The sequence below is a fragment of the Streptomyces sp. NPDC037301 genome, assembly GCF_055602785.1.
In genome coordinates this window covers 80,401-103,018 of record NZ_JBVJWD010000009.1, presented here as the reverse complement: position 1 = coordinate 103,018, position 22,618 = coordinate 80,401, and the positions used below count along the sequence as shown (strand labels likewise).

General features: G+C 70.9%; 18 protein-coding genes and 3 pseudogenes. 4 read left to right on the top strand and 17 right to left on the bottom strand.

The features are described from left to right. Positions 1-100 precede the first annotated feature (100 nt). Positions 101-574, bottom strand: a complete 474-nt coding sequence (gene soxR, locus ACZ7IB_RS17100) for a redox-sensitive transcriptional activator SoxR (protein WP_470913253.1) — start codon at positions 572-574, stop codon at positions 101-103. 134 nt (positions 575-708) lie between these two features. On the opposite strand from soxR, the gene ACZ7IB_RS17095 reads away from it, so the two are divergent. Continuing rightward, positions 709-1,170, top strand: coding sequence for a MaoC family dehydratase (locus ACZ7IB_RS17095; RefSeq protein WP_470913252.1), 462 nt, complete (start codon positions 709-711; stop codon positions 1,168-1,170). A gap of 36 nt (positions 1,171-1,206) precedes the next feature. Here the strand turns inward: ACZ7IB_RS17095 and ACZ7IB_RS17090 are convergent, their stop codons facing one another. The 3 genes from ACZ7IB_RS17090 to ACZ7IB_RS17080 all read right to left on the bottom strand — a co-directional run bounded on the left by ACZ7IB_RS17090 (position 1,207) and on the right by ACZ7IB_RS17080 (position 3,446). Beyond that, positions 1,207-1,830 (bottom strand): TetR/AcrR family transcriptional regulator, encoded by a 624-nt coding sequence (locus ACZ7IB_RS17090; protein WP_401993811.1) that lies wholly within the window; start codon positions 1,828-1,830, stop codon positions 1,207-1,209. A gap of 82 nt (positions 1,831-1,912) precedes the next feature. Then, positions 1,913-2,203 carry a YiaA/YiaB family inner membrane protein gene (locus ACZ7IB_RS17085; RefSeq protein ID WP_470913251.1) on the bottom strand — a complete coding sequence of 97 codons (291 nt, stop codon included), beginning with the start codon at positions 2,201-2,203 and terminating at the stop codon, positions 1,913-1,915. Positions 2,204-2,294: 91 nt separating this feature from the next. Next, positions 2,295-3,446, bottom strand: a complete 1,152-nt coding sequence (locus ACZ7IB_RS17080; protein WP_470913250.1) for an acyl-CoA dehydrogenase family protein — start codon at positions 3,444-3,446, stop codon at positions 2,295-2,297. A 65-nt stretch (positions 3,447-3,511) separates the two neighbouring features. Here ACZ7IB_RS17080 and ACZ7IB_RS17075 point away from each other — a divergent pair, with 65 nt between their 5' ends. The 3 genes from ACZ7IB_RS17075 to ACZ7IB_RS17065 are packed head-to-tail and all read left to right on the top strand — an operon-like array spanning position 3,512 to position 5,941. After that, positions 3,512-4,186 (top strand): TetR/AcrR family transcriptional regulator, encoded by a 675-nt coding sequence (locus ACZ7IB_RS17075; RefSeq protein WP_470913249.1) that lies wholly within the window; start codon positions 3,512-3,514, stop codon positions 4,184-4,186. A 15-nt stretch (positions 4,187-4,201) separates the two neighbouring features. Further along, on the top strand, positions 4,202-4,924 hold the full coding sequence (locus ACZ7IB_RS17070; RefSeq protein WP_470913248.1) for an ArsR/SmtB family transcription factor: 723 nt from the start codon (positions 4,202-4,204) through the stop codon (positions 4,922-4,924). Between the two features lie 33 nt (positions 4,925-4,957). Next, positions 4,958-5,941 carry a DMT family transporter gene (locus tag ACZ7IB_RS17065; RefSeq protein WP_470913247.1) on the top strand — a complete coding sequence of 328 codons (984 nt, stop codon included), beginning with the start codon at positions 4,958-4,960 and terminating at the stop codon, positions 5,939-5,941. 141 nt (positions 5,942-6,082) lie between these two features. On the opposite strand, the gene ACZ7IB_RS17060 is transcribed toward ACZ7IB_RS17065, so the two are convergent. The 13 genes and pseudogenes from ACZ7IB_RS17060 to ACZ7IB_RS17000 form a co-directional block, all read right to left on the bottom strand. After that, complete coding sequence (locus ACZ7IB_RS17060; RefSeq protein WP_470913246.1) at positions 6,083-7,162, bottom strand: Zn-dependent alcohol dehydrogenase; 1,080 nt, start codon at positions 7,160-7,162, stop codon at positions 6,083-6,085. 51 nt (positions 7,163-7,213) lie between these two features. Next, a complete protein-coding gene (locus tag ACZ7IB_RS17055) occupies positions 7,214-8,602 on the bottom strand; it encodes an aldehyde dehydrogenase family protein (protein ID WP_470913245.1) in 1,389 nt (462 codons plus the stop codon). 434 nt (positions 8,603-9,036) lie between these two features. After that, on the bottom strand, positions 9,037-10,923 hold the full coding sequence (locus tag ACZ7IB_RS17050; RefSeq protein ID WP_470913244.1) for an ABC transporter ATP-binding protein: 1,887 nt from the start codon (positions 10,921-10,923) through the stop codon (positions 9,037-9,039). Positions 10,924-10,956: 33 nt separating this feature from the next. Then, a complete protein-coding gene (locus ACZ7IB_RS17045) occupies positions 10,957-11,106 on the bottom strand; it encodes a hypothetical protein (protein WP_470913243.1) in 150 nt (49 codons plus the stop codon). 141 nt (positions 11,107-11,247) lie between these two features. Continuing rightward, positions 11,248-11,532, bottom strand: a pseudogene (locus ACZ7IB_RS17040) (MFS transporter); the annotation flags it as partial. Positions 11,533-11,617: 85 nt separating this feature from the next. Continuing rightward, positions 11,618-13,285: pseudogene (locus tag ACZ7IB_RS17035) on the bottom strand (IS200/IS605 family accessory protein TnpB-related protein). Between the two features lie 246 nt (positions 13,286-13,531). After that, a pseudogene (locus ACZ7IB_RS17030) lies at positions 13,532-13,660 on the bottom strand (MFS transporter); the annotation flags it as partial. After that, positions 13,657-15,081 (bottom strand): CitMHS family transporter, encoded by a 1,425-nt coding sequence (locus ACZ7IB_RS17025; protein ID WP_470913242.1) that lies wholly within the window; start codon positions 15,079-15,081, stop codon positions 13,657-13,659. The gene ACZ7IB_RS17025 and the pseudogene ACZ7IB_RS17030, both read right to left, overlap by 4 nt. A 133-nt stretch (positions 15,082-15,214) precedes the next feature. Further along, a complete protein-coding gene (locus tag ACZ7IB_RS17020; protein WP_470913241.1) occupies positions 15,215-17,521 on the bottom strand; it encodes a molybdopterin oxidoreductase family protein in 2,307 nt (768 codons plus the stop codon). A 167-nt stretch (positions 17,522-17,688) separates the two neighbouring features. Then, positions 17,689-18,309 carry a TetR/AcrR family transcriptional regulator gene (locus ACZ7IB_RS17015; RefSeq protein WP_470913240.1) on the bottom strand — a complete coding sequence of 207 codons (621 nt, stop codon included), beginning with the start codon at positions 18,307-18,309 and terminating at the stop codon, positions 17,689-17,691. A 49-nt stretch (positions 18,310-18,358) separates the two neighbouring features. Beyond that, positions 18,359-19,642: a hypothetical protein gene (locus ACZ7IB_RS17010; RefSeq protein WP_470913239.1), complete on the bottom strand. Its 1,284-nt coding sequence runs from the start codon at positions 19,640-19,642 to the stop codon at positions 18,359-18,361. Continuing rightward, positions 19,639-20,409 (bottom strand): cupredoxin domain-containing protein, encoded by a 771-nt coding sequence (locus tag ACZ7IB_RS17005; RefSeq protein ID WP_470913376.1) that lies wholly within the window; start codon positions 20,407-20,409, stop codon positions 19,639-19,641. Before ACZ7IB_RS17005 ends, ACZ7IB_RS17010 begins: the two co-directional genes overlap by 4 nt. Positions 20,410-20,483: 74 nt before the next feature. Beyond that, a complete protein-coding gene (locus ACZ7IB_RS17000; protein ID WP_470913238.1) occupies positions 20,484-22,589 on the bottom strand; it encodes a right-handed parallel beta-helix repeat-containing protein in 2,106 nt (701 codons plus the stop codon). Between the last annotated feature and the right edge of the window lie 29 nt (positions 22,590-22,618).

Genomic DNA, 22,618 nt, shown 5'->3' with positions numbered 1-22,618 from the left:
CAGCGAAAGCGCCCGGCGCGCCGTCAGGCACCTGAGAGCCTGCCGGGTGGCCTCCGGTCGAAGGTCACCCGACAGGCTCTGAGCCACCGGGCCCCCGCTTCTACGGACAGTCGGCCGACCGGCGCTCCGGCATCAGGCGCGAGCCACTGATCCGCTGACCGGAGATGTCGTCCGGATTGGAGAGCACACAGTTCTCCAGCGACAGACAGCCGCAGCCGATGCAGTCGGCGAGATGGTCCCGCAGCCGGCCCAACTGCTCGATGCGCTCGTCCAGTTCGGAGCGCCACGCCGCGGAGAGCCGCGCCCAGTCGTCACGGTTCGGGGTGCGCTCCTCGGGGAGTTCGGCGAGGGCGTCCCGGATGGTGGCGAGCGGGATTCCGACCCGCTGCGCCGCACGGACGAACGCGACCCTGCGCAGCGCATCCCTGGTGTAGCGACGCTGGTTGCCGCTGGTGCGGCGGCTGCTGATCAGGCCCTTGGCCTCGTAGAAGTGCAGGGCCGAAACAGCGGCGCCGCTGCGTGCGGAGAGCTGGCCGACCGTGAGTTCATGGAGTGTCTGTGGGATCTGGGGCACCCCTCCAACCCTACTTGTCCGCCCCCGGCCGGTCCGTCGTTGACAGGAACGCACCCGCCAACCATGCTGAGCAAGCGCTTAGGCAGGGGCGCGACGCCGGATGGCCGAGAGCTGGAAGGGCAGGGACCAGGGACATGGCAGAGCCGAGGATCTTCACGTCCGCGCAGGAGCTGCGCGACGGGGTGGGCGAACAGCTGGGTCACAGCGAGTGGCTGGAGATCGAGCAGAAGAGGATCGACCTCTTCGCCGAGGCCACCGGCGACCACCAGTGGATCCATGTGGACCCGGAGCGGGCCTCGGCCGGGCCGTTCGGCACGACGATCGCGCACGGCTACCTCACGCTCTCGCTGCTGCCGGCCCTCGTACCCCAGATCATGCGGGTCGAGGGCATGAGGATGGGCATCAACTACGGGACGAACAAGGTCCGCTTCCCGTCCACCGTGCCCGTGGGCTCACGGCTGCGCGCCACGGCCGTCCTGAAGAGCGTCGAGGAGGCCGGGGGCGGCGTGCAGGTCACCGCCCTCGTCACGGTCGAGCGCGAGGGCGGCGACAAGCCGGTGTGCGTGGCCGAGTCGGTGTCGCGTTACTACTTCTGACGGCACGGCTGCTCCTGACGGCGCAGCCCGCCACAGCTACCGCTTGCCGGCGACCATGCGCAGCACGAGGTCGGCGTACAGCTCGCCGACCTCGTCCGGCGTCCGGCTGCCCTGCGCGTTGAACCAGCGCGCCACGTCGATGCAGAGCGAGAGCACCGCGAGCGTGGTGCCCGGGATGTCGGGGACGTCGAATTCCCCGGCCTGCACGCCCTCGCTGATGATCCGGCGCACCACCGCGTCGCTCTTGCGGCGCAGCTCGACGATCTCGGTGCGGTGCTCCTCACCGAGGGCGTCCAGTTCGTACTGGACGACGCGGGCCGTGGTGTGCCGTTCGGCGTGCCAGCGGACGAAGGACCGTACAGCCTCGGCCAGCCGCTCGGCGGCCGTACCCCCGCCGTCGGCGGCGGCCTCCAGGACGAACAGGGCGCGGTCGTGACCGATCCTGCTGATCCGGTGGAGCAGCTCTTCCTTCGTCTTGTAGTGGATATAGAGCGCGGCGGGGCTCATCCCCGCCCGGCCGGCGATGTCGCGGGTGGTGGTGGCGTGGTACCCGCGCTCGGCGAAGGCTTCGACGGCGGCGACGAGGAGCCGCCTGGCCGCCTCGGGCGTCACCTCGGCCCACGGCGCACTGTCGCCGTCGGTCTCCTCCGCCGTGCTCATCGTCACTCGCCCCTCTCGTCAGCAGGACGAACACCATACCCCGAACCTGAGCAAGCGCTTAGGGTCCGTCCGGGCGGGATCGTCAGGGCTTCTGGAAGGGGTCGTGCTCGGCGAGGATCTTCTCCAGCCGGGCCTGGTCGACCCGGCTGACGATCTGTCCCGCTTCCTGACGGTCACGGATGACCTTGGCCAGGGTGAAGCAGGAGGTGACGAGGTAGAGGACGCCGATCGCGAGGAATCCGCGGACCCAGGCATCGGCGTCGAGGAAGTAGATGCCGAGGGTCATCGCGGTCATCGCCACCCCGAAGGACGCGACGGCCTGGCCGTAGAAGGCCGCGGTGCTCTGCTGCTTGACCGATGTTGTGTCACTCATGTCGCCCAGCATCGGCCGACGCGGTGTGCACCGCATCCGCCCCCGTACTCAGTCCGGTACTCAGACTCCCGTTCGAGCGGCGATGAAACGGTCAGAAGGCGGAGACCCCCGTCAGCGCGCGGCCGATGATGAGCTTCTGGATCTGGCTGGTGCCCTCGTACAGCGTCATCACACGGGCGTCGCGCAGCAGCTTGCCGACCGGGTACTCGTCGATGTAGCCGTAGCCGCCGAAGACCTGGAGGGCGTTGTTGGCGGCGCGGACGGCGGCCTCGGAGGCGAAGAGCTTCGCCGTGGAGGCGGCGGTGGCGAAGTCCTCGCCGCGGTCGATGAGGTCGGCCACCCGCCAGGTCAGCAGCCGGGCGGCGTCGACGTCGACGGCGATGTCGCTGATGAGTTCCTGGACGAGCTGGTAGCCCGCGATGGACTTGCCGAACTGCTCGCGCTCACCCGCGTAACCCACGGCGGCGTCAAGGGCGGCCTGCGCGATACCGACACAGCCGGCCGCGACCGACATCCGCCCCTTGGCCAGGGCGGACATCGCGATGGAGAAGCCCTTGCCCTCCGGACCCAGGAGCGTCGAGGCGGGCACTCGGACGTCCTCCAGGACCACCTCGGCGGTGGCCTGGCCGCGCAGGCCGAGCTTGCCGTGGATGGTGCGGCGGCTGAGGCCGGGGGTATCGGTGGGGACCAGGAAGGCGGATATGCTCTTGTGGCCCCGGGCGTCGTTGGTGCGGGCGAAGAGCAGCACCACATCGGCCCAGGTTCCGTTGGTGATGAACATCTTGCTGCCGTTGATGACATACGAGCCGCCGTCCCGGACGGCCTTCGTCGTCAGGTTCCCGGCGTCCGAGCCGGTGCCGGGCTCGGTGAGGCCGAAGCAGCCGATCGCCTCGCCCGCGGTGAGCTTCGGCAGCCAGTGCCGCTTCTGCGCCTCGTCGCCCCAGGCCGTGATCGTCTTGGTGACCAGGCCGAGGGATACGGAGACGATGCCGCGGACCGAGGAGTCGCCGCGGCCGAGTTCTTCGGTGACCAGGCAGTACGCGAGGTGGTCGCCGCCCGAGCCGCCGTACTCCTCGGGAACGGTGAGGCCCAGGAAGCCGACGGAGCCCAGCTTCTTCACGATCGACTTGTCGACGTTCTCGGCCCGGTCCCACTCCACGACATGGGGTGCGATCTCGCGGGCGACGAAGTCCTTGGCGAGCTGCCGGACGGCTTCCTGCTCCTCGCTGAGCTCCAGGTTCATCCTTCGACTCTCCACTTTTAATTAGCACTGCTAGTTTTTCGCTTGCAGGCCCTACTATGTGCCGCATGGCCCGACCGCGCAAGCCCCTCCTCAGCAGAGACCGCATCGTCGAGACGGCGAGCGCACTCGTGGACTCCGAGGGGCTCGACGCCGTCTCCACCCGCCGGCTCGCCGCCGAACTCGGGGTCAGCGGACCCTCGCTCTACAACCACTTCCGCAACAAGGACGAGATCCTGGACGCGGTCGCGGACGCCGTGTCCGCCCAGGTCGATCTGTCGATGTTCGACGAGTCGGACACCCGCGACTGGCGCGCCGCCCTGCACGACTGGGCCGTCTCCTATCGTGCGGCGCTCACCGAGCACCCGCACATCGTCCCGGTGCTCGCCCAGGGCCCGGGACGCCGCCCCGCCGGTCTGCGGGTGGCCGACGCGGTCTTCGGCGCGATGGTCAGGGCCGGCTGGCCGCCCGCCCAGGCGACGTACATCGGGGCCCTGATGCGCTACTTCATCACCGGCTCGTCCCTCGGTTCGTTCGCCCGCGGCTTCGTCGACGACGAGACGGCGTACGACCCCGCGGACTATCCGCACCTCGGCCAGGCCCATCTGCTGGCCGAGCGCCGCCAGAAGGTCGACGAGGGCGCGTTCGAGACCGGGCTGCGAGCACTGGTCGAGGGCCTCTCCCTCCAGTACGAGCAACTGGCGTCCGCCGGGACTGTTCGGCCGGCACCGAAGCGTTCCTGACGCATCCTGGAACACATGGCACGCATGGCACACCCCGCCCCGGCCGCACCCCGCCTCGCCGCCCTGGCCACGCTCCTCGCCGACGAGACCCGCGCGGCCTTCTGCCTGGCCCTGCTCGACGGCCGCGCCTGGACCGCGGGCGAACTGGCCAGATACGCCTCGGTGGCACCGTCCACCGCCAGCGAACACCTCGGCAAGCTCGTCGCGGGCGGGCTGCTGGCCGAGGAGCGGCAGGGCCGCCACCGCTACCTGCGGCTCGCCGACGAACGGACCGCGCACCTCGTCGAGGACCTGGCGGCCCAGGTCGTCCCCGACACCGCGCCCGAGCGGCCGCGCACCCTGAGCGCGGCGAGCGCCGGCAGCGCACTCGCTCGCGGCCGCACCTGTTACGACCATCTCGCGGGCCGGATCGGCATCGCGATCGCCGATGCCATGACCGTACGGGGACTGCTGAAGCAGGACACCGGCTTCGCGCTCACCGACGACGGGCTCGGCTGGTTCGGCGGACTGGGTATCGGCCTGGAGTCGAGGTCGCGGCGTCCGCTCGTACGGAGCTGTCTGGACTGGACGGAGCGCAGGCCGCATCTGGCAGGGGTCGCGGGAGCAGCGCTGTGCCGCCATGCGCTGGATGCCGGGTGGTGCGTACGGATCGGGTCCGGGCGTGCGGTGAGAGCGACCCCGGACGGGGAACGGGCGCTGTACGAGCATCTGGGCATCGAACCGTCCACCATTCGGTAGGTGCCGAACGGTCGCGGCCATACGGTCGGGTACATGACGACGACACCCACCCCGGCGGCGGCACCCGCGGCACATCGTGACTGGCGGGCCCCTGCCGCGGCCTGCACCAGTGTGCTGCTGTGGGCCTCCGCCTTTGTCTCCATCCGCAGCGCCGGGGATGCCTACTCGCCCGGTGCGCTCGCTCTCGGCCGGCTGCTCGCGGGCTCCCTGGCGCTGGGCACGTTGCTGGTGCTGCGGCGCGAGAGGCTGCCGCCACGGGCCGCCTGGCCGGGGATCATATGGTCGGGCCTGCTCTGGTTCGGCCTCTACATGGTGGTGCTCAACTGGGGCGAGCAGCAGGTCGACGCGGGCACGGCCGCGATGGTGGTGAACATCGGTCCCCTCCTGATCGCGCTGCTCGGTGCCCGGATGCTCGGTGAGGGGCTGCCCGGCAGGCTGATCGCGGGCATGGCCGTGTCGTTCGCGGGCGCCGCCGTGGTCGGACTCTCGATGTCGGGGCACGGGGACGCGTCGGTGCTCGGCGTGGCGCTCTGTCTGCTGGCCGCGGTGGCGTACGCGGCAGGGGTGGTCAGCCAGAAGCCGGCGCTGCGGCACGGATCCGCACTGCAGATCACCACGTTCGGCTGCCTGGTCGGCACCGCCGCCTGTCTGCCGTTCTCCGGTGCGCTGATCTCCGACGCCGCCGACGCGCCCCTGTCCGCCACCCTGAACGTGGTCTACCTCGGCCTCTTTCCGACCGCGCTGGCCTTCACCACCTGGGCCTACGCGCTCGCCAGGACCACCGCGGGGCGGATGGGAGCAACCACCTATGCGGTGCCCGCGCTGGTGGTGCTGATGTCCTGGCTGCTGTTGGACGAGGTGCCCGCGCTGCTCACCGTCGGCGGGGGGCTGCTCTGTCTGGCCGGGGTGGCTGTCTCCCGGATGCGTCCGCAGACTGGCCTGACGCGGAAGAATCCGGCACAGCCGGTGGAGGGACTCCGACATGACGCGGAGCGCCAAGGAACCGAGCGGCCGTAAGAAGAAGACGGAGAGAAAGCCGGCCGGGGCCCGGGAAGCCATGCTGGACGCCCTCACCGAGGCGGCCCGCTACGGCGGCTCCGGGCTCGACGGCGACCCCGGCCGCCGTCGAGGGCGGCCGGGGTCCCTTCCGGGCAACGGTCAGAAGACCACCAGGGCCCGCCCGCCCTTGCCCGCGATCATGTTGTCGAAGGCCGCCGGGATGCCGTCCAGCGCGATCCGTTCGGTCACCATCATGGAGAGGTCGAACCTGCCCGCCAGGATGTGCTCGGCGAGGACCGGCAGGTCGCGGGCCGGGTCGCTGTTCCCGTACACACAGCCCGTCAGCGAGCGGCCCCAGTGGAAGATCTCCAGGGCGTTGAAGGACACCAGCTGGTCCTTGCCGCCGATGCCGACGACCGTGGTGCGGCCACCGCGGCGGGTGGAGTCCCAGGCGCCCCGGATGGTGGCGGGCCGTCCGACGCACTCGATCGCGACGTCGGCCCCCTGGCCGCCCGTGAGCCCCCGGATGGTGCGCGGGGTGGTGTCGGAGGCGATCACGTAGTCGGTGGCGCCCGCCCGTCGTGCCAGTTCCTCTTTCTCGGGGGACACATCGACGGCGATGACTTTCGAGGCGCCCGCGATCCGGGCGGACTGGAGCACGGCGAGGCCGACACCGCCGATGCCGAACACGACGACGGACTCGCCGGGGCGGACCCGGGCGCTGTGGTGGACCGCGCCGTATCCGGTGAGGACCGCGCAGCCGAGCAGGGCGGCGTCGGTGAGCGGGATGCCGTCGGGGGCGGCCAGGACGCAGTTCGCGGCGACGACGGTCTCCTGTGCGAACGCCGCCACGTTCAGGCCGGGGTGCAGTTCGGTGCCGTCGGCGGTACGGGCATGGATGCCGGCCGCACCGGACAGGGCATTGACGCAGAGCCAGACCTCACCGATCCCGCAGTGGTGACAACTTCCGCAGGAAGGCGCCCAGTTGAGCACGACTCCGTCGCCTGGCGCGACATGGGTGACGCCCTCACCGACCGCGACGACGGTGCCCGCACCCTCGTGACCGAGGACGGCGGGGACGGGCACCCGCATGGTGCCGTTGGACAGGGAGAGGTCGGAGTGGCAGACACCGGCGGCGGCGAGACGGACTCGCACCCGGCCGGGGCCGGGCTCCGGGAGTTCGATGTCGGTGATCTCCAGGGGAGCTCCGACGGCGGGCAGTACGGCGGCGCGGACCACGAACAGGCTCCTTGACGGTCGGCGGCAGGGATCGGGGCAGGGGCGGAAAGGTCAGAACTGCAGGGACTTGGTCTGGAGGTACTCGGCGAGCCCGTGCGAACCGAGTTCGCGGCCGACGCCGGACTGCTTGTATCCGCCGAACGGGGCGAGCGGGTTGAACCGGCCGCCGTTGATGTCGACCTGCCCGGTGTCCATCCGGCGGGCGAAGGCCACCGCTTCGGCGTCGTCGCCCGCCCAGACCGCTCCCGCGAGCCCGTACACGGTGCCGTTGGCGATGCGCAGGGCGTCGTCCTCGTCCTCGTAACGGATGACCGAGACGACCGGGCCGAAGATCTCCTCCTGGGCGATGGTCATCTCCGGGGTGACGTCGGCGAACACGGTGGGGCTGACGAAGTACCCCTGCTCGCGCGGGGCTTCGGGGCCGCCCGCGACGAGGCGCGCACCCTCCGCCACCCCCTTCTCGATGTATCCGCGCACCCGTGCGTGCTGCTTGGCGTTGACGAGGGGCCCGATGCGGTCGCCGTACTTGGCGGCGGCCTCCGCGGCGAGCGCGACCGCCTCGTCGTACTGGGAGGTGTGCACGAGCATGCGGGTCCAGGCGCTGCACGTCTGGCCGGAGTTGCCCATGACATTCGCGATGCCGACGCCGACGGCCTTGGCGAGGTCCGCGCTCGGCAGGATGACATTGGCGGACTTGCCGCCCAGTTCGAGGGCGACGCGCTTGACGGCCGCGCCGGCCGTGGCACCGATCTGCTTGCCGACGGCGGTGGAGCCGGTGAAGGAGACCAGGTCGACGCCCTCGTGCTCGGCCAGCGCCTGTCCCGCGACCGGGCCGAGGCCGGTGACCAGGTTGAACACGCCTGCGGGGATGCCCGCTTCGTGGACGGCCTCCGCGAAGAGCTGGGCGGTCAGCGGGGTGTCCTCGGCGGGCTTGAGGACGACCGCGCAGCCCGCCGCGAGCGCGGGGGCGACCTTGGCGACGATCTGGTGCAGCGGGTAGTTCCACGGCGTGATCGCGCCGACGACGCCGACCGGTTCGGCGTAGACGGTGGAATTGCCGACCTTCTCCTCGAAGGCGTACGACGCGGCGAGTTCGGCGTACGAGCCGGCCACCAGGATCGGTACGCCCGCGTGCACCAACTGCGAGAACGGCAGCGGCGCGCCGAGTTCGGCGGTGACCGTCTGCGCGATCTCGTCCTTGCGGGCGACGAGGACGTCGCGCAGGGCGGCGATCTTGGCGGCGCGCTCGGCGGGCGGGGTCGCGGCCCACGCAGGGAAGGCCTCACGCGCTGCGGACACGGCGGCGTCGACGTCCTCGGCGGTGCCTGCCGGGACATGGGCGATGACCTGCTCGTCCGCCGGATCGACCACCGCGATCAGGTCCGTGCCTGCGGCGGCCCGCCACTCGCCGCCGATGTACATCCCGTCGTGGGCCTTCATCGCGTTCCTCCCGGGGTGCCGTGGCTACGGCGTAGTCGTCCACGCCCAAACTAGCGCTGTTAGTTTTTGGGCGCCAGGGGCCATTCCCATGGCTTCCGTCACGGTGTCACGCCATGCGCCGAAAGTCCGTCCGCCCCGGCCAGTAATACGCCAGTAACGGCCTCCTCCCAGCGTCCGGGACCAGCCGGGGGAGCTGCGTGCACAGCGGGTCGGCGAGCGGCTGTCGGAGACCGATGCCCGCACGGTGCATGCGGCCGCGCTCGCGGCGCTGGGCCGGGAGGCGGCGGCACACGAGGAGTTCGGGCGGGCTGCGGCCCTGGTCAGGGAACTCCCCTATCCCGCAGGGGCGTTCGCGGTGGATGAAGCCGGCGGGACGGACTGGGCCGCCGCCCGTACCGGATTTCCCGGCTGCCCGGTGGTCCGGGCGGCCGTTGTCAGCCGAGCTCCGCGGCCTCCGTGCCGGGGCTCTCGAACTGGGTGCGGTACAGCTCCTCGTACCGGCCGCCGGCCGCGAGAAGTTCTTCGTGGGTGCCCCGCTCCACGATCTGCCCGTTCTCCACGACAAGGATGAGGTCGGCCGCCCGTACGGTGGAGAGCCGGTGGGCGATCACGACTGCCGTGCGTCCGGCGAGCGCTTCGGTGAGCGCCTCCTGGACAGCCGCCTCGGAAGTGTTGTCCAGGTGGGCGGTGGCCTCGTCGAGGATGACAACGCGCTGGCGGGCCAGGAGCAGCCGGGCGATGGTCAGCCGCTGGCGTTCGCCGCCGGAGAGGCGGTAGCCGCGTTCGCCGACGACCGTGTCGAGCCCGTCGGGCAGCGAGGCGACCAGACCGTCCAGGCGTGAGCGGCGCAGCGCGTCCCAGAGGTCCTCCTCGGTGGATTCCGGCCGGGCGAGCAGGAGGTTGGCGCGGACCGACTCGTGGAAGAGATGGCCGTCCTGGGTGACCATGCCGAGGGTGTCACGCAGGGTGTCGGCGGACAGGTCGCGTACGTCGATGCCGCCGATGCGTACCGAACCCTCGTCCGTGTCGTACAGGCGCGGCAGCAGTTGCGCGATGGTCGACTTGCCCGCGCCGGACGAGCCGACGAGTGCCACGGTCCGGCCGGGCTCGGCGCGGAAGGAGACCCCGCGCAGCACTTCACTGCCGCCGCGGGTGTCGAGGGCCGCGACGTCTTCGAGCGAGGCGAGGGAGACCTTGTCGGCGGACGGGTAGCCGAAGCGTACGTCGTCGAACTCCACGGACACCGGCCCTTCCGGGACCGTCCGTGCGTCCGGCTTCTCCTCGATGAGCGGCTTGAGGTCGAGGACCTCGAAGACCCGCTCGAAGCTGACGAGGGCGCTCATCACCTCGACGCGCGCCCCGGCAAGGGCAGTGAGCGGCGCGTACAGCCGGGTCAGCAGCAGGGCCAGGGAGACGACCGCGCCCGCGTCCAGCTGCCCGCGCAGGGCGTAGAACCCGCCGAGCCCGTAGACCAGGGCGAGCGCCAGCGCGGACACGAGGGTGAGGGCGGTGATGAACGCTGACTGGGCCATGGCCGTACGCACCCCGATGTCGCGCACCCTGCCCGCTCTGGCGGCGAATTCGGCGGACTCGTCGGCGGGCCGGCCGAAGAGCTTGATCAGTGTGGCGCCGGGTGCGGAGAAGCGCTCGGTCATCCGGGTCCCCATCGCGGCGTTGTGGGCCGCGGCTTCCCGCTGGAGCCTCGCCATCCGCGTACCCATGCGGCGCGCGGGCAGCACGAACACCGGCAGCAGCACCAGTGCGAGCGCGGTGATCTGCCAGGAGATGGAGAGCATGACGCCAAGGGTGAGGAGCAGCGTCACGACATTGCTGACGACGCCGGAGAGTGTGTTGCTGAAGGCGCGCTGGGCGCCGATGACGTCGTTGTTGAGGCGGCTGACGAGTGCGCCGGTGCGGGTGCGGGTGAAGAACGCGATCGGCATGCGCTGCACATGGTCGAAGACGGCGGTGCGCAGATCGAGAATCAGACCTTCGCCGAGGTTCGCCGAGAGCCAGCGGCTGACCAGGCCGAGTGCCGCCTCCGCGACGGCGATCACGGCGATGAGCAGGGACAGCCGTGTGACGGTGCCCCCGTCCTCGCCGGTCACGATCGCGTTCACGACGCGGCCGGCGAGGACGGGGGTGGCGACCGCGAGCAGCGCCGTCGCCACGCTCAGCATCAGGAACAGGGCGACCCGGCGCCGGTGCGGACGGGCGAACGCGGCGATGCGCCGCAGGGTGTTCCGGTCGAAGGGGCGTCGGTCTTGCTGCGCGTTCATGACGTTGTGGAGCTGCGTCCACGCGGTGGCTTCCATGCTCATGGAAGGAACGTACGACCTCCAGTGGACTTGAGGTCAACCGCCCGGAGTCGTCCGGTGCTCCTGGACCTCAAGACCCGGGATGCCCTTGGGCCGTGGGCAGATCCGGCGTCCGTGGTGGTCTAAGACGTACAGGTGCGCGAGATCGACCAGGAGCGGGACCTGTCCGCCGGTGCGCAGCCGCATGTCGGGGCCGGTACGGACGACGAGGTCGGCGCCCCGCGATCGCGGGGCGGTCCGGGCTGTGCACGGCGTTCGGGTCGCTGTCCTGGCCGGGCTCGTCGAGGGCAAAGGTTGCGTCGCACTGGGGTGGGTGCGGCGGAATTGTCAGGTGCGGTTGCGGTCCACGGGGCGCTGTCGGGGCCGGGGCGCCGGCACGGCCGGGGTCGCTTCGGCGTTTCTGGCGCGCCCGCCGCGTACCCCCAGCCCCGCCGCCGCGAGCAAAAGTGCGCCGAGCATGACGAACGGCGCCGCGGTGCCCGCCACTCCGGCGATGAGACCGGCGGACGCCGGGGCGGCGACCTGGCCCAGGCGGTTTCCGGTCAGCCGGAGAGCGAGTGCGGTGGAACGGGCCTCCGCCGGGGCGGCCTGGACGACGGTGGTCATCGACAGGGCAGCAAGGGTGCGCACCGGCCGTGGTCGGTCCTGCGCCCGAGCGGGACGGCGGCGAAGAGCGGCAGGAGCGCGTACACCGTTCCTAGCCAGTGTGCATGAGTGAGTCCTGGACCCACCGATGTGTACTGGGCGCATCCCGAACGGTGTTGGATGCACTCGGTCCCCGCTTTCGCGTCCCGTTCGGCGGCACGTCTCTGGGGGCGTGGTCCGTTGTGGGTGGGCGGGTTCCGTCACGTCCTCGGGTGCCTGGCCTGGCCTGGGCGGTCCGATGCCCCGCACGATCACTCCGGTCGTGTGGGGGCGGTGCCGTCCTTCCCCAAGCTCTCAACTCCGTTCGAGCAGGGGATACCCCATCCCGGACCGGGTGTCCGAGGGCGCGTCGTCCGATCGCGATACCGGCGGCATCATGACGGGACATTCTGCGGTGCGCGGTGGCCAGTGGTTTCTGTCAGTGCTGGGCACCCCACAGGGAGGTATAGGCGGGGTCGACCGCGACAATGCTCAGGCCCTGTTCGGCGGCCATGGAGACCAGCCGGGCCTTGAGTCTGCCGGTCGGAATGCCGGAGATCAGCTGCCGGAACCGTTTCCTGCGGCCGTGTTTCTCGCGGGTCTTCTCGGTCGTGAAGTCGAGGTCTTCGATGCCGATCGCGGCGACCCCGGCCTGCTTGGCCCAGTGGATCAGCCGGGTCAATGCGTGGCGGATCTGGGCGTCGCGGTGATCGGCGGTGCCGGAGAGGTCGTAGGGGAAGCGGTGCGGGTCGCCGACCGGATTGCCGTGCCGGTCGAGGTGGTAGGCGGCGAAGTGGTCCGCGTTGGTGTCGACGCCGATCATGCCCCGGGCGCGGGCCGTCTCCAGCGGGATGGTCTGGACGACGGGGCGTTGCCAGGAGGCGGTCAGATACCAGCGACCACGGCCGGTGTCGAGGTGGATGCGGTAGGCCACGGCCCGGTTCGCGACAATGCGGTCGGCCCACTCCTGACCCCGGTGTGCAAACGCCACGGTGGAGGTGAGGGTGTACCGGCCGTGCTTGGCGTTGGCCAGGTGTGCGAGCGGGGCGGGCAGTTTGATGCTGACCTCGCCGTCCGGGGTGACGCGGATCGTCTCGTTCCCGAACCGTTTCCCGGACTCGCCGTCGGCGGCGATGAACCAGCGCTCCGCTTCCCAGCGCTCCCGCCACCGCTCTTCGGCCAGCCGGGCCCGGGTGAGGTGGTGGCGGGTGTTGAGGAGGCGTCTGCCGCCCCGCACGACCCGGACGCGTCCGGCCTGCCGGTCACGGACCGCGGCATCGTGCCGGGCTTCCAACGCCGCGAGACGGCGGGACTTGTGGAACCACTCGCCCTTGGAGCGGTAGCCGCCTGCAGCCCGCTTCGTTCCTGGCGCGCCGATGGGGAGGGACAGTCGGTGCCGCAGCGTCCTGATCCCGGCCTCCAGCGTCTGGATGTGCGCGGCCTGGCAACGGCGCGCCAGCGCCCACTGATCGTGCGTGGCTTTGGTGATCGCACCGGCGATCCGCGACGACGACAGCGGCGTCAGGTCCCGCTTACGCGACGCCCAGGTGTCCGCACCGTGCTCCAGACCATCCGCACAACGGGCCCTGAGATCACGCGAAGCCAGACGGCCCTGATGCTCACCGACCGCACGCAAAACCATCTCGTCCTGGGGGGTGAGGTGCTTGAGACGGTCCCGGGCCGCCACCCCGCTCGGCCCGGGCACCACGAAGGGCGCCGCCAACTCCCGCACACCACCCACCACAACACCCCCTCCCCAAGTCTGGAAACCTGCCACCTGCCCAACGAGCAGCAGACGCCAAGTTCACCCATTCGACCCCAGAACTTCCGTTCCCACCCGCGTGAACCCACCGACAGGACTCACTCCTGCTCACTACAACGCACTTCAGCTCAGCAAACCGACAGCAGCTCACAACCCCCGTGATCATACCGATGGCGCGCTCTTCCCCAAGCTCTCAACTGCGTTCGGGCAGGGGAGACCCCATTCGCCCAGCGAAAGAGCCCGGTAGGAGACGGCGGGCCGCGCCATCGACACCGCCCCCTGCGCGAAGGCGAAGGCGATGACGAGGCGCAGCAGCCGGCTCCTGCCGGGCTCTTGTCTACGGGGCACGGTCAGATGATCCCGAAGAGGAGTCCGGCGCAGAGCACCACGAGTGAGGTGAGCGCGGCCCACTTGACGGTGAACCTGGTGTGGTCACCGAACTCGACCTTCGCCATGCCGACGAGGACATAGACGGCCGGGACCAGCGGGGACGACATGTGCAGGGGCTGTCCGACCAGGGAGGCGCGGGCGATCTCCAGCGGGGAGACACCGTGGGCGGCACCGGCCTCGGCGAGCACGGGGACGACGCCGAAGTAGAAGCCGTCGTTGGACATGAAGTACGTCAGCGGGATGCTCAGGATGCCGGTGACGATCGCCATGTGCGGGCCCATGCCGTCGGGGATCGCGCCGACGAGCCAGTCGGCCATGTGGTCGACCATGCCGGTGCCGGACAGGACGCCGGTGAAGACTGCGGCTGCGAAGACCATGCCTGAGACATTGAGGACGTTGTCGGCGTGGGCGGCGATACGGGCCCGCTGGTCGGGCATGTGGGGGAAGTTGACGGTGAGGGCGAGGGCCGCGCCGAGCAGGAAGAGCACCGGGATCGGCATCAGTTCCATGATCATCGCGGTGAGCAGGGCGACGGTGAGGCCCGCGTTGAACCAGTAGAGCTTGGGGCGCAGGGTGGCGCGGGCCGGGTCCAGGCCCTTGAAGCCCTCGTCCGCATTCGCTTCGGCGTCTGCCGCCTCGTCGCCGACAGCGCCCGTGCCCGTACCGCTTCCGCCGGAGCTCTTGCGGATACGGTCGCTGCCGCCCGCCCCGACGAGAACCGTCTCCGACTCCGTGACCGTCTCGGTGGCCAGCACCTCGTCGAGGGTGAGCGTGCCGAGCCGCTTGCGCTCGCGCCGGCCCAGCACGACGGCCAGGAGCAGGACGGCGACCAGTCCGACGCCGAGCGCGGGAATCATCGGGACGAAGATGTCGCCCGCGTCCAGCTTGAGCGCGGTGGCGGCGCGGGCGGTGGGGCCGCCCCAGGGAAGGGTGTTCATGACGCCGTTCGCCGTGGCGGCGACACCGGTCATCACGACCAGGCTCATCTTGAGGCGCTTGTAGAGCGGGTACATCGCCGAGACGGTGATCATGAAGGTGGTGGAGCCGTCACCGTCGAGCGAGACGATCGCGGCGAGCACCGCCGTACCGACCACGATCCGCATCGGGTCGGCCTTGCAGAAGCGCAGGATGCCCCGCACGATCGGGTCGAAGAGGCCGACGTCGATCATCACGCCGAAGTAGACGATGGCGAACATCAGCATCGCGGCGGTCGGGGCCAGATTACCGACGCCCTCGATGACGTAGTCGCCGAGCTTCGCACCCTTCCCGACGGCGACGCAGAACAGTGCGGGGATCAGGACCAGCGCCGCGATCGGCGACATCTTCTTCATCATGATCAGGACCAGGAAGGTCGCAATCATGGCAAAGCCGAGGATTGTCAGCATGTGGGATACCTATCGTTCACCCTTGAACTCCCACCGGAGTCGGCGGTGCGGATGACGTTAGGGCGCGCCTCGCCTCGTTAACAAGATGTTGACATGCGAGCAATACGAGCAAAACCCCAGGTCAACGCGTTAATCACGTGATGGGCACAACCGGCGGCACCCCCTGGCTCATGGCGTCGGGTGTCGCGGCGGGCGTCACCGCCACCGGGATGCCGTTGAGCACGGCGGTGCCGGAGAGCGGGTCGAGCCGGCTGCCGTCGAGAAGCTGGTTGACGTTGACGCCGGGGTGGGCCGCGGCAATGGACAGCCGGGTGCCGGGGCGGTTGTGCCCCCACCCGTGCGGGAGGCTCACCACTCCGGTGCGTACGCCTTCCGTGAGCTCGACCGGGGCGGTCACCGAGCCGCCGTCCGATGTGACCGTGGCCGGGCCACCGTCCGTCAGTCCGAGCCGGGCCGCGTCGGCGGGGTGGATCTGCAGGGTGCAGACGTTCGAGCCGCCGTTCAGCTCGGCGATGTTGTGCATCCAGCTGTTGTTGGAACGCAGATGGCGGCGGCCGATGAGAAGGAGTGCGTCCGGTCCGCGCCGGTCGGCCAGGGCGTGGCGGAGCCTCGGCAGATCGGCGGCGATCGGTGCGGGGAGGAGTTCGATGCGTCCGCTGCGGGTGGTGAGGACCTCCGGGATCCGGGGCCGGAGTGGGCCGAGATCGATGCCGTGCGGGTGGGCGAGCAGCCGTTGCAGGGTGAGGCCGTCGGGGGCGGCGCCGAAACCTTCGCCGTACGGGCCGAGGCGGAGCATCAGGTCGAGGCGGCGTTCGGGTCCGGTGCGGCCGGTGAGGGAGGCCGCGAGTTCGCCGGGGGTGCGGCCGTGCACGGGCGAGTGCGGGTCGCCGACGGCCCTGGTCAGCATCCGGTCGATGACCGTGGCGTCCACGGCGGCCACGGCGGACGGGTCGGTGCCGTGCATCCCGGAGACGGCGAGGACGAGCCGGGCGAGGATCTCGCTCTCGTCGAGCAGACCGTCGTCGAGGGGGACGGCGGGGCGGGTGTAACGGACCTGGTTGTGCACGGCGAAGGCGTTGAACGCGAAGTCGAAGTGGGCGCTCTGCGAGGGCGGCGGCGGGGGCAGCACCACGTGTGCGTGGCGTGAGGTCTCGTTGAGGTACGGGTCGACGCTGACCATGAAGTCGAGGCCGTCGAGAGCCCGGTCGAGACGGTCGCCGTCGGGTGCGGAGAGTACGGGGTTGGCGGCGAGGACGATCAGGGCGCGGATCCGGCCCTCCCCCGGCGTCTCGATCTCCTCGGCGAGCGCGGAGACGGGCAGTTCGCCTTTGGCCTCGGGGTGTCCGGAGACCCGGCTCGACCAGCGCCCGAGGACAAAGCCCTTGCCGGGCGCGGCCGGACGGGGAGCGCGGGCGGTGGCGGAGAGCGGGAAGAGCGCACCGCCGGGGCGGTCGAGGTTGCCGGTGAGGATGTTGAGGACGTCGACGAGCCAGCTGGCGAGGGTGCCGTGTTCGACGGTGCAGCTGCCGATGCGTCCGTAGACGGCGGCGGTGGGGGCGGCGGCGAGTTCCCGGGCGATCGTACGGATGGTCACGGCGTCCACGTCGCACGCTTCGGCGACCGCCTCGGGCGTGAACTCCCGTACCGCTTCGGCGACTTCGCCGAGTCCTTCGACATGCTCGGCGAGTGCGCCGAGGTCGGTGAGCTTCTCCTCGAAGAGTACGTGGGTGAGTGCGGCGAGGAGGAGGGCGTCGGTGGCGGGGCGGATGGCGACGTGCCGGTCGGCGAGGCGGGCGGTGCGGGTGCGGCGCGGGTCGACGACGGTGAGGGTGCCGCCGCGGCGGCGCAGCGCCTTGAGTTTGCCGGGGAAGTCGGGGGCGGTGCAGAGGCTGCCGTTGGATTCGAGGGGGTTGGCGCCGAGGAGCAGCAGATGGTCCGTGCGGTCGAGGTCTGGCACCGGGATGGCGTTCGGGTCGCCGAAGAGCAGTCCGCTGGAGACGTGTTTGGGCATCTGGTCGAGGGTGCTCGCGGTGAACAGGGCGCGGGTGCGGAGGGCGGAGAGCAGTGCGGACGGGTAGAGCGCGCCGGCCATGGTGTGCACGTTCGGGTTGCCGAGGACGACGCCGACGGCCTGCCGCCCGTGCTCCTCGGTCAGTGCGGGCAGGGCGCGGGCGGTCGCGTCGAACGCCTCGCTCCAGCTCGCCTCCGTCAGGACGCCGTCCTTTCGGACGAGCGGGGTGCGCAGCCGGTCGGGGTCGGCGTCGAGCCCGCCGATGGACGCGCCCTTGGGGCAGATGAAGCCGCGGCTGAAGACATCGTCCCGGTCGCCCCGCGCACCGGTGATCCTGGTCCCCTCGATGGTGAGGGTGAGTCCGCAGGTGGCCTCGCAGAGGGGGCAGATGCGCAGGGCGGTGCGGGAGCTGCTGGGGTCGTGCGACATGGGCCCTCCCCGGGGCGGCGACAGCGGTGGCGCGCGTACGTGGGCAAGCACGGCCGAGCATACCGACCGGTACGCATGGTGGGGAGGTGTTGTCGCGACGATACTGCCGGGCCTTGAGACGACGCGGGGCGGGTCGGGGGACGGGCCGTGGGCCGAGGCCCTCGCGGTCAGTCCAGGACTTGTGCGAGGTAGGCCCGGAGCAGGACGCGGGTCTCGCCGACGATGGCTCGGTCGCCCGACGGGTCGTTGCGGAAGGCGAGTTGGAGGAGGGCGTCGGCAGCCTCGACACAGACCAGGACCGTCCGGAGCAGCTCCTCGTCGGGGGCCCGGCCGAGGTGCCCGGAAAGCAGTTCGGTGAGCCGGCCGGCGACCCGGTGGTTGGCGTCACCGGCCGGGTCGTCGTCGGGGGCCGAAGCACCGAAGTCGACGAGGGCGAAGCCGGCCACGGAGCGCTTCATGGCCAGGTATTCGTCCAGGACGGCATCGATGGCGCTGCGCCAGTCGGCGGGCGGTATGGCGGCGAGGCGGGCGGTGATGCGTTCGGCGTAGCCGTCCAGGTTGCGCCGGGCGAGCGCATCGGTCAGCGCGCGCTTGTTGGAGAAGAACCGGTAGACGGAGCCGATGGGGACCTCGGCGCGGACGGCGACGGCACGGGTGGACAGCTGCTCGTATCCGGTCTCGTCGAGGAGTTCGGCACAGGCGTCGAGTATCCGGGCGAGGCGTTCGGCGCTGCGCTGCTGCACGGGGGCGCGGCGGAGGTTCGTGTTCGCATGGGGCACGGGATCCATGATGCCGTGGGTCTCCTCTGCGGGTGGCGGGTCGGTGCCGGTGCGGCCGTCACGCGATGAGCAGGGACAGCCCGCCGATGGTGTACGTGATCATCAGGACCAGCAGCGGGAGTTGCCCCGCCACGGCGCGGCCGGGCGGGAAGAGGCGCACGGACCTGTCGTGGGCTGCGATGACGCCGAGTACGTGGCCGAGGACGATCGCGGCGACCTGGAGCGTGGCGACGCCGCCCGGGCCGAGGGGCGGCTCGGGCGGGACGGGATTGTCAGTGCCGGATGCCACCATGACTGTGCGTGGCCCTTCGGTGACGAAGAGCGTGAAGTAGTGGGCGATGAGATAGCCGAGGGCGATCGGGACGAGTGAGTGCGCGAAGACGGTGAGGGGGTGGCGGAGTTGACCGGAGATCAGCCGGGTGGCGCCGGCGCAGAGGGCATAGAGGGTGGCGACTAGGGCGACGGCGCCCAGGAGTCCCAGCGTGGCCGCGGTGGTGCGGCCCAGAGGTGAGGTCTGGACGGTGGCGATCCAGGAGGGGGCGTCGGAGAAGCCGTCGTAGGCGGTGGAGCCGAGCATGACGCAGACGGTGGCGACGAGTCCGGGGGTCTGCGGGGTGGCGTCGAGGCCGTTGAAAAAGGAGCGGAGTACGAGGCGGCGGTCGGCGGGGCGGCGGCCGAGCGGGGAGAGCCGGGCGAGCAGCCCCGAGTAGACCTCGAAGGCGTCCGCGTGGTCGAACCATCCGGCGCCGTGGCGGGCGGCGCCTGCGAGGTGGACGGCGGCGTAGAGGGAGAGGAAGAGGAGGAGGGCGGTGGTCGATGCGGGGTCGGGGGCGACGAGTTCGAGCCAGGTGAAGGCCAGGAGCCCGGCCGCGGCGGGCCGGAGACCGAGGCGTACGGGAAGGGGGCGGCCTGCGGCGGGATCGCGGCCGAGCGCGCGGCAGCCGAGGAGGTGGACGGTACGGAGCGGGTTCAGCAGTCGCCAGACGGGGCCGAGAAGGAGTGAGGCGGGGACGAGCCCGACCCAGAGGAGTACGTAGACGGCGCCGGGCGCCGGGTTGCGGTCCGGGTCGTCCGGACCGAGGAGAAGGTGGAGCGTGACGAACAGGGCGGCGGTCAGTCCGAGTACGCGCACGGCGATACGGGTGGGGCGTGCGTCGGCGAGGCGCTGGACGGCGGCCGGGAGCGGGCGGCCCGCCCGGTCGCCGCGGAATCGGGAGGAGGACCAGAGCAGGCCGAGCGCGAGAAAGGAGACGAAGAGCGCGGCGAAGGCCCCGGCGAAGGCGTAGAAGGGGGACAGCGGAAGGTCGTGCTGGGCGCCGATGCCATGGGCGAGGACGCTCACCGTACGACGAGCTGGGTCAGGAGCAGGTCGGACTCGTGTGTCTCGACTTCGAAGAGCCCGGTGCGGTCGGCGGTGAACGTGAGGGTGACGGTCTTTCCTGCGGGCAGCCGGGCCTCCTTGTCGTAGCCGTGGACGTGGAGGGTGTCGGCGTGGTCGCTGCGGACCCGGAGTTCGATGACCCGGCCCTTCTTGATCTCGGTGCGGCCGGGGGCGGGGCTGACCTTGCCGTGGGAGACGACGATCTCAAGGGTCGTGTCGGGCCGGGGCGTTTCCGGTGGGTGCGGCGCCTGGGCGGAGGGCTGTGCGGAGGCAGTGGTGAGGGAGGTGGTGGCCTGGATCGGGGCGGAGTTCACGGCCCAGGCGGTGTGGTCGTCGGCGTAGAGGCGGGCGGTGAGGCCGGCGCCGCCGCCGGCGCTGCGGACGAGGGAGTCGGGGAGGTGGTACCAGGAGCCGTAGACCCGGGCGAGGGGGTGGCCGTCGAGGAAGAGGCGGGCGTGGCCGCGCCCGAGGAGAGCGGCGCCGCCCACGCTGTCCGGGGTGAACCGGAAGTTCCGTACGGAGAGACGGACGTTCCAGCCGTCCTCGGAGTCCCGCCGGACGGCGACCGTCACTGCGGGGGCGCCCTTGGCGTCGACCTGGCGCAGCCGGTGACCGGAGCCGTCGTCGGCGGCGAGGAGCCGGCCGACGCTGCCGCCGGCCTGCTCATGGCTGGTGCCGGGTTTGTGGTGGGTGGTGGCCCGCCCACCACAGGCGCTCGCACCGAACATGAGGGCGCCTGCGGTGAGCACGGTGACGGCTGCGACGCCCGGCCGAGCGGGCAGCAGTCGCCTGCGGAAATCCTTCACGATGCGTCTCCTTCCGGGGCGGGGGCCGGAGCGGCGGCCGGGGCGGGGGCCGGAGCGGCGGGCTCGTGCACGCCCGCGTCCGGAGCAGGGCCCTCCTCCGAGGCTCCCCGTTCGCCGTGCCTGGCGGCGGCCACGACTGCCCACACCGCCCAGATCACACCGAGCAGTCCACGGACCCAGGCCGGGCTGAGCGGAATCCACGGGATCATGAACACGGCCTTGTCGACGGCGTCGAGCAGGGTGAGCGCACCCAGGACCACCGTGGTCCAGCCCAGCCAGGGCCGTTCCCCCCGCAGCACCAGCCCGATCCCGGTCCACCACACCCCGGTCAGCAGCAGTGCCAGCGCGGGCACATAGGTGGAGGCGAGCCCCGTCGTCGATCCGGCCACATCCAGCCCGAGGCCTATCGCGCCGAGCACCGTGACCGCGGTGGCGAGCCCGCTGCCGCGCAGTCTGCGCCACCACAGCACCCCGCCGACCAGCGCGAGCACCACCGCGATCGCCAGCGTCACCTGTACCTCGATGCGCTCGATGCCACGTGCTCCGTACCAGTCGCAGCCGGCCGGCAGCCGTCGCGCCTGCACGTTGTAGTCGGCGCAGACGAGCAGTTGGGCGAGTTTGACCGGTTCGCCGACGAGCCGGTCGGTGCGTCCGGACACGGCGCCGCGCTCGGAGCCGCAGGTGGGCAGGGTGCGCGGGGAGGACGGCCCGGTGTCCGACTGCCAGCAGTTGCCGTCGCCCTGGCCGTCCCAGAACACGTCGGTGCGGTTGGGCCGGGAGTTGCCCGCCTTGTCCGTGCCGAGGTGGTTGCCCGCGTACCGGTTGTGGTGGGAGGTGTCGGTCTGCTTGGACAGCGCGCTCTCGCCGCGAATGAAGGCGGGGACCGCGGTCAGGAAGAAGGCGGCGCGCTGCTGCCCGTAGATCCAGTTGTTCTCGTACAGGTTCCAGTTGCCGCCGGCGGTGATGATGCCGGAGCCCGGCGGCATGGAGATCTGCGGGCAGACGACCCCGTCCTCGTAGCCGCGGTCCACGGGCGGCTTGGCGCAGGTCCCGTCGGCGACATACGGGTAGTAGTCGGCGTTGTTGTCGTGGATCAGGTTGCGTTCGAAGCGGGCGTGATTCTGCGGCAGTCCTGGGTGGCCGGGGAAGGCGCTGTCCATCGAGGCGCCGCCCATGTTGTGGTCGAACTCGTTGTCGTGAACGTAGACGGAGTCGCCCGCGGTGCCGGAGTAGCCGACCATGTTGTGGTGGCTGCGGCAGCCGGTGATCTCGATCGAGTAGCGCGGGACATTGTAGCCGTACCCGTCGTTGATGTCGGACGCGCTGCCGGGGTAGATGCCGGAGTCGCCGTTTCCGTACGACTCGCAGTTCTTGTACAGCCCGTGGTCGCTCGCGAAGGTCAGAAAGCCGTACTCGTCGTTCCACCGGGTGAGGACGGAGTCGATGACGAATCCGTCCTGCGCCAGGACGTACAGGGAGTTGAACGTGGTGCGCTGGGCGGTGAAGTTCTTGAAGTAGACGCCGTCGGAGCCGTCCGCGCGGATCGCGTTGAGCTTCTGGTACTTGGCGTCGATGACGACATCCGTGCGCTCGGCGCCCGTCCCCTCGATCTGGAGGTTCTTCTTGCCGAGGATCGCCACCAGGTTCTGGTTGTGCGGGCACTGCGTCTGCTGTGCGTAGGACAGGATCTGGTAGCCGAGCTTGGAGTTGGGCGCCTTCAGGCGAGTGCACTCCCCCGCCGGTTTGGGCAGTGAGGGCTCCTCCTCGTACAGGCCGGGCAGGATCGCGATGTTCATGCCGGGCCTGCCGACCGCGTCGACGGCCTGCTGCAGATGGCGGTAGCCGGACTTCAGGCACCGGTCGAACAGCTGCAGGTTCCGGGCCCGCAGCCCGTCGGGGAAGCCGGATATGCGGCGCTCGAAGTCCGCCCGGTCGCTCTTGCAGACCAGCAGATCCGGATCGCCGGTGCGGTACACGGGGACGCTGCCGGTTCCGTCGGGCAGGGTGACCGGACGTTCCTCGTGCGCCTGGGCGGCCGGAGCCGCGAGGAGGGCGACGGCGAGCGCCGCCAGGACCACCAGAAGTCTTCGTGTCCACGACATGTGCGGGAGAGTAGAGCATTGTTCAACTT

Coding starts and splice junctions, on each gene's coding strand:
- ACZ7IB_RS17095 (WP_470913252.1), top strand. CDS start 709: ATGGCAGAGCCGAGGATCTTCACGTCCGCGCAGGAGCTGCGCGACGGG.
- ACZ7IB_RS17090 (WP_401993811.1), bottom strand. CDS start 1,830: ATGAGCACGGCGGAGGAGACCGACGGCGACAGTGCGCCGTGGGCCGAG.
- ACZ7IB_RS17085 (WP_470913251.1), bottom strand. CDS start 2,203: ATGAGTGACACAACATCGGTCAAGCAGCAGAGCACCGCGGCCTTCTAC.
- ACZ7IB_RS17080 (WP_470913250.1), bottom strand. CDS start 3,446: ATGAACCTGGAGCTCAGCGAGGAGCAGGAAGCCGTCCGGCAGCTCGCC.
- ACZ7IB_RS17075 (WP_470913249.1), top strand. CDS start 3,512: ATGGCCCGACCGCGCAAGCCCCTCCTCAGCAGAGACCGCATCGTCGAG.
- ACZ7IB_RS17070 (WP_470913248.1), top strand. CDS start 4,202: ATGGCACGCATGGCACACCCCGCCCCGGCCGCACCCCGCCTCGCCGCC.
- ACZ7IB_RS17065 (WP_470913247.1), top strand. CDS start 4,958: ATGACGACGACACCCACCCCGGCGGCGGCACCCGCGGCACATCGTGAC.
- ACZ7IB_RS17055 (WP_470913245.1), bottom strand. CDS start 8,602: ATGAAGGCCCACGACGGGATGTACATCGGCGGCGAGTGGCGGGCCGCC.
- ACZ7IB_RS17050 (WP_470913244.1), bottom strand. CDS start 10,923: ATGAGCATGGAAGCCACCGCGTGGACGCAGCTCCACAACGTCATGAAC.
- ACZ7IB_RS17045 (WP_470913243.1), bottom strand. CDS start 11,106: ATGCGGCTGCGCACCGGCGGACAGGTCCCGCTCCTGGTCGATCTCGCG.
- ACZ7IB_RS17025 (WP_470913242.1), bottom strand. CDS start 15,081: ATGCTGACAATCCTCGGCTTTGCCATGATTGCGACCTTCCTGGTCCTG.
- ACZ7IB_RS17020 (WP_470913241.1), bottom strand. CDS start 17,521: ATGTCGCACGACCCCAGCAGCTCCCGCACCGCCCTGCGCATCTGCCCC.
- ACZ7IB_RS17015 (WP_470913240.1), bottom strand. CDS start 18,309: ATGGATCCCGTGCCCCATGCGAACACGAACCTCCGCCGCGCCCCCGTG.
- ACZ7IB_RS17005 (WP_470913376.1), bottom strand. CDS start 20,409: ATGTTCGGTGCGAGCGCCTGTGGTGGGCGGGCCACCACCCACCACAAA.
- ACZ7IB_RS17000 (WP_470913238.1), bottom strand. CDS start 22,589: ATGTCGTGGACACGAAGACTTCTGGTGGTCCTGGCGGCGCTCGCCGTC.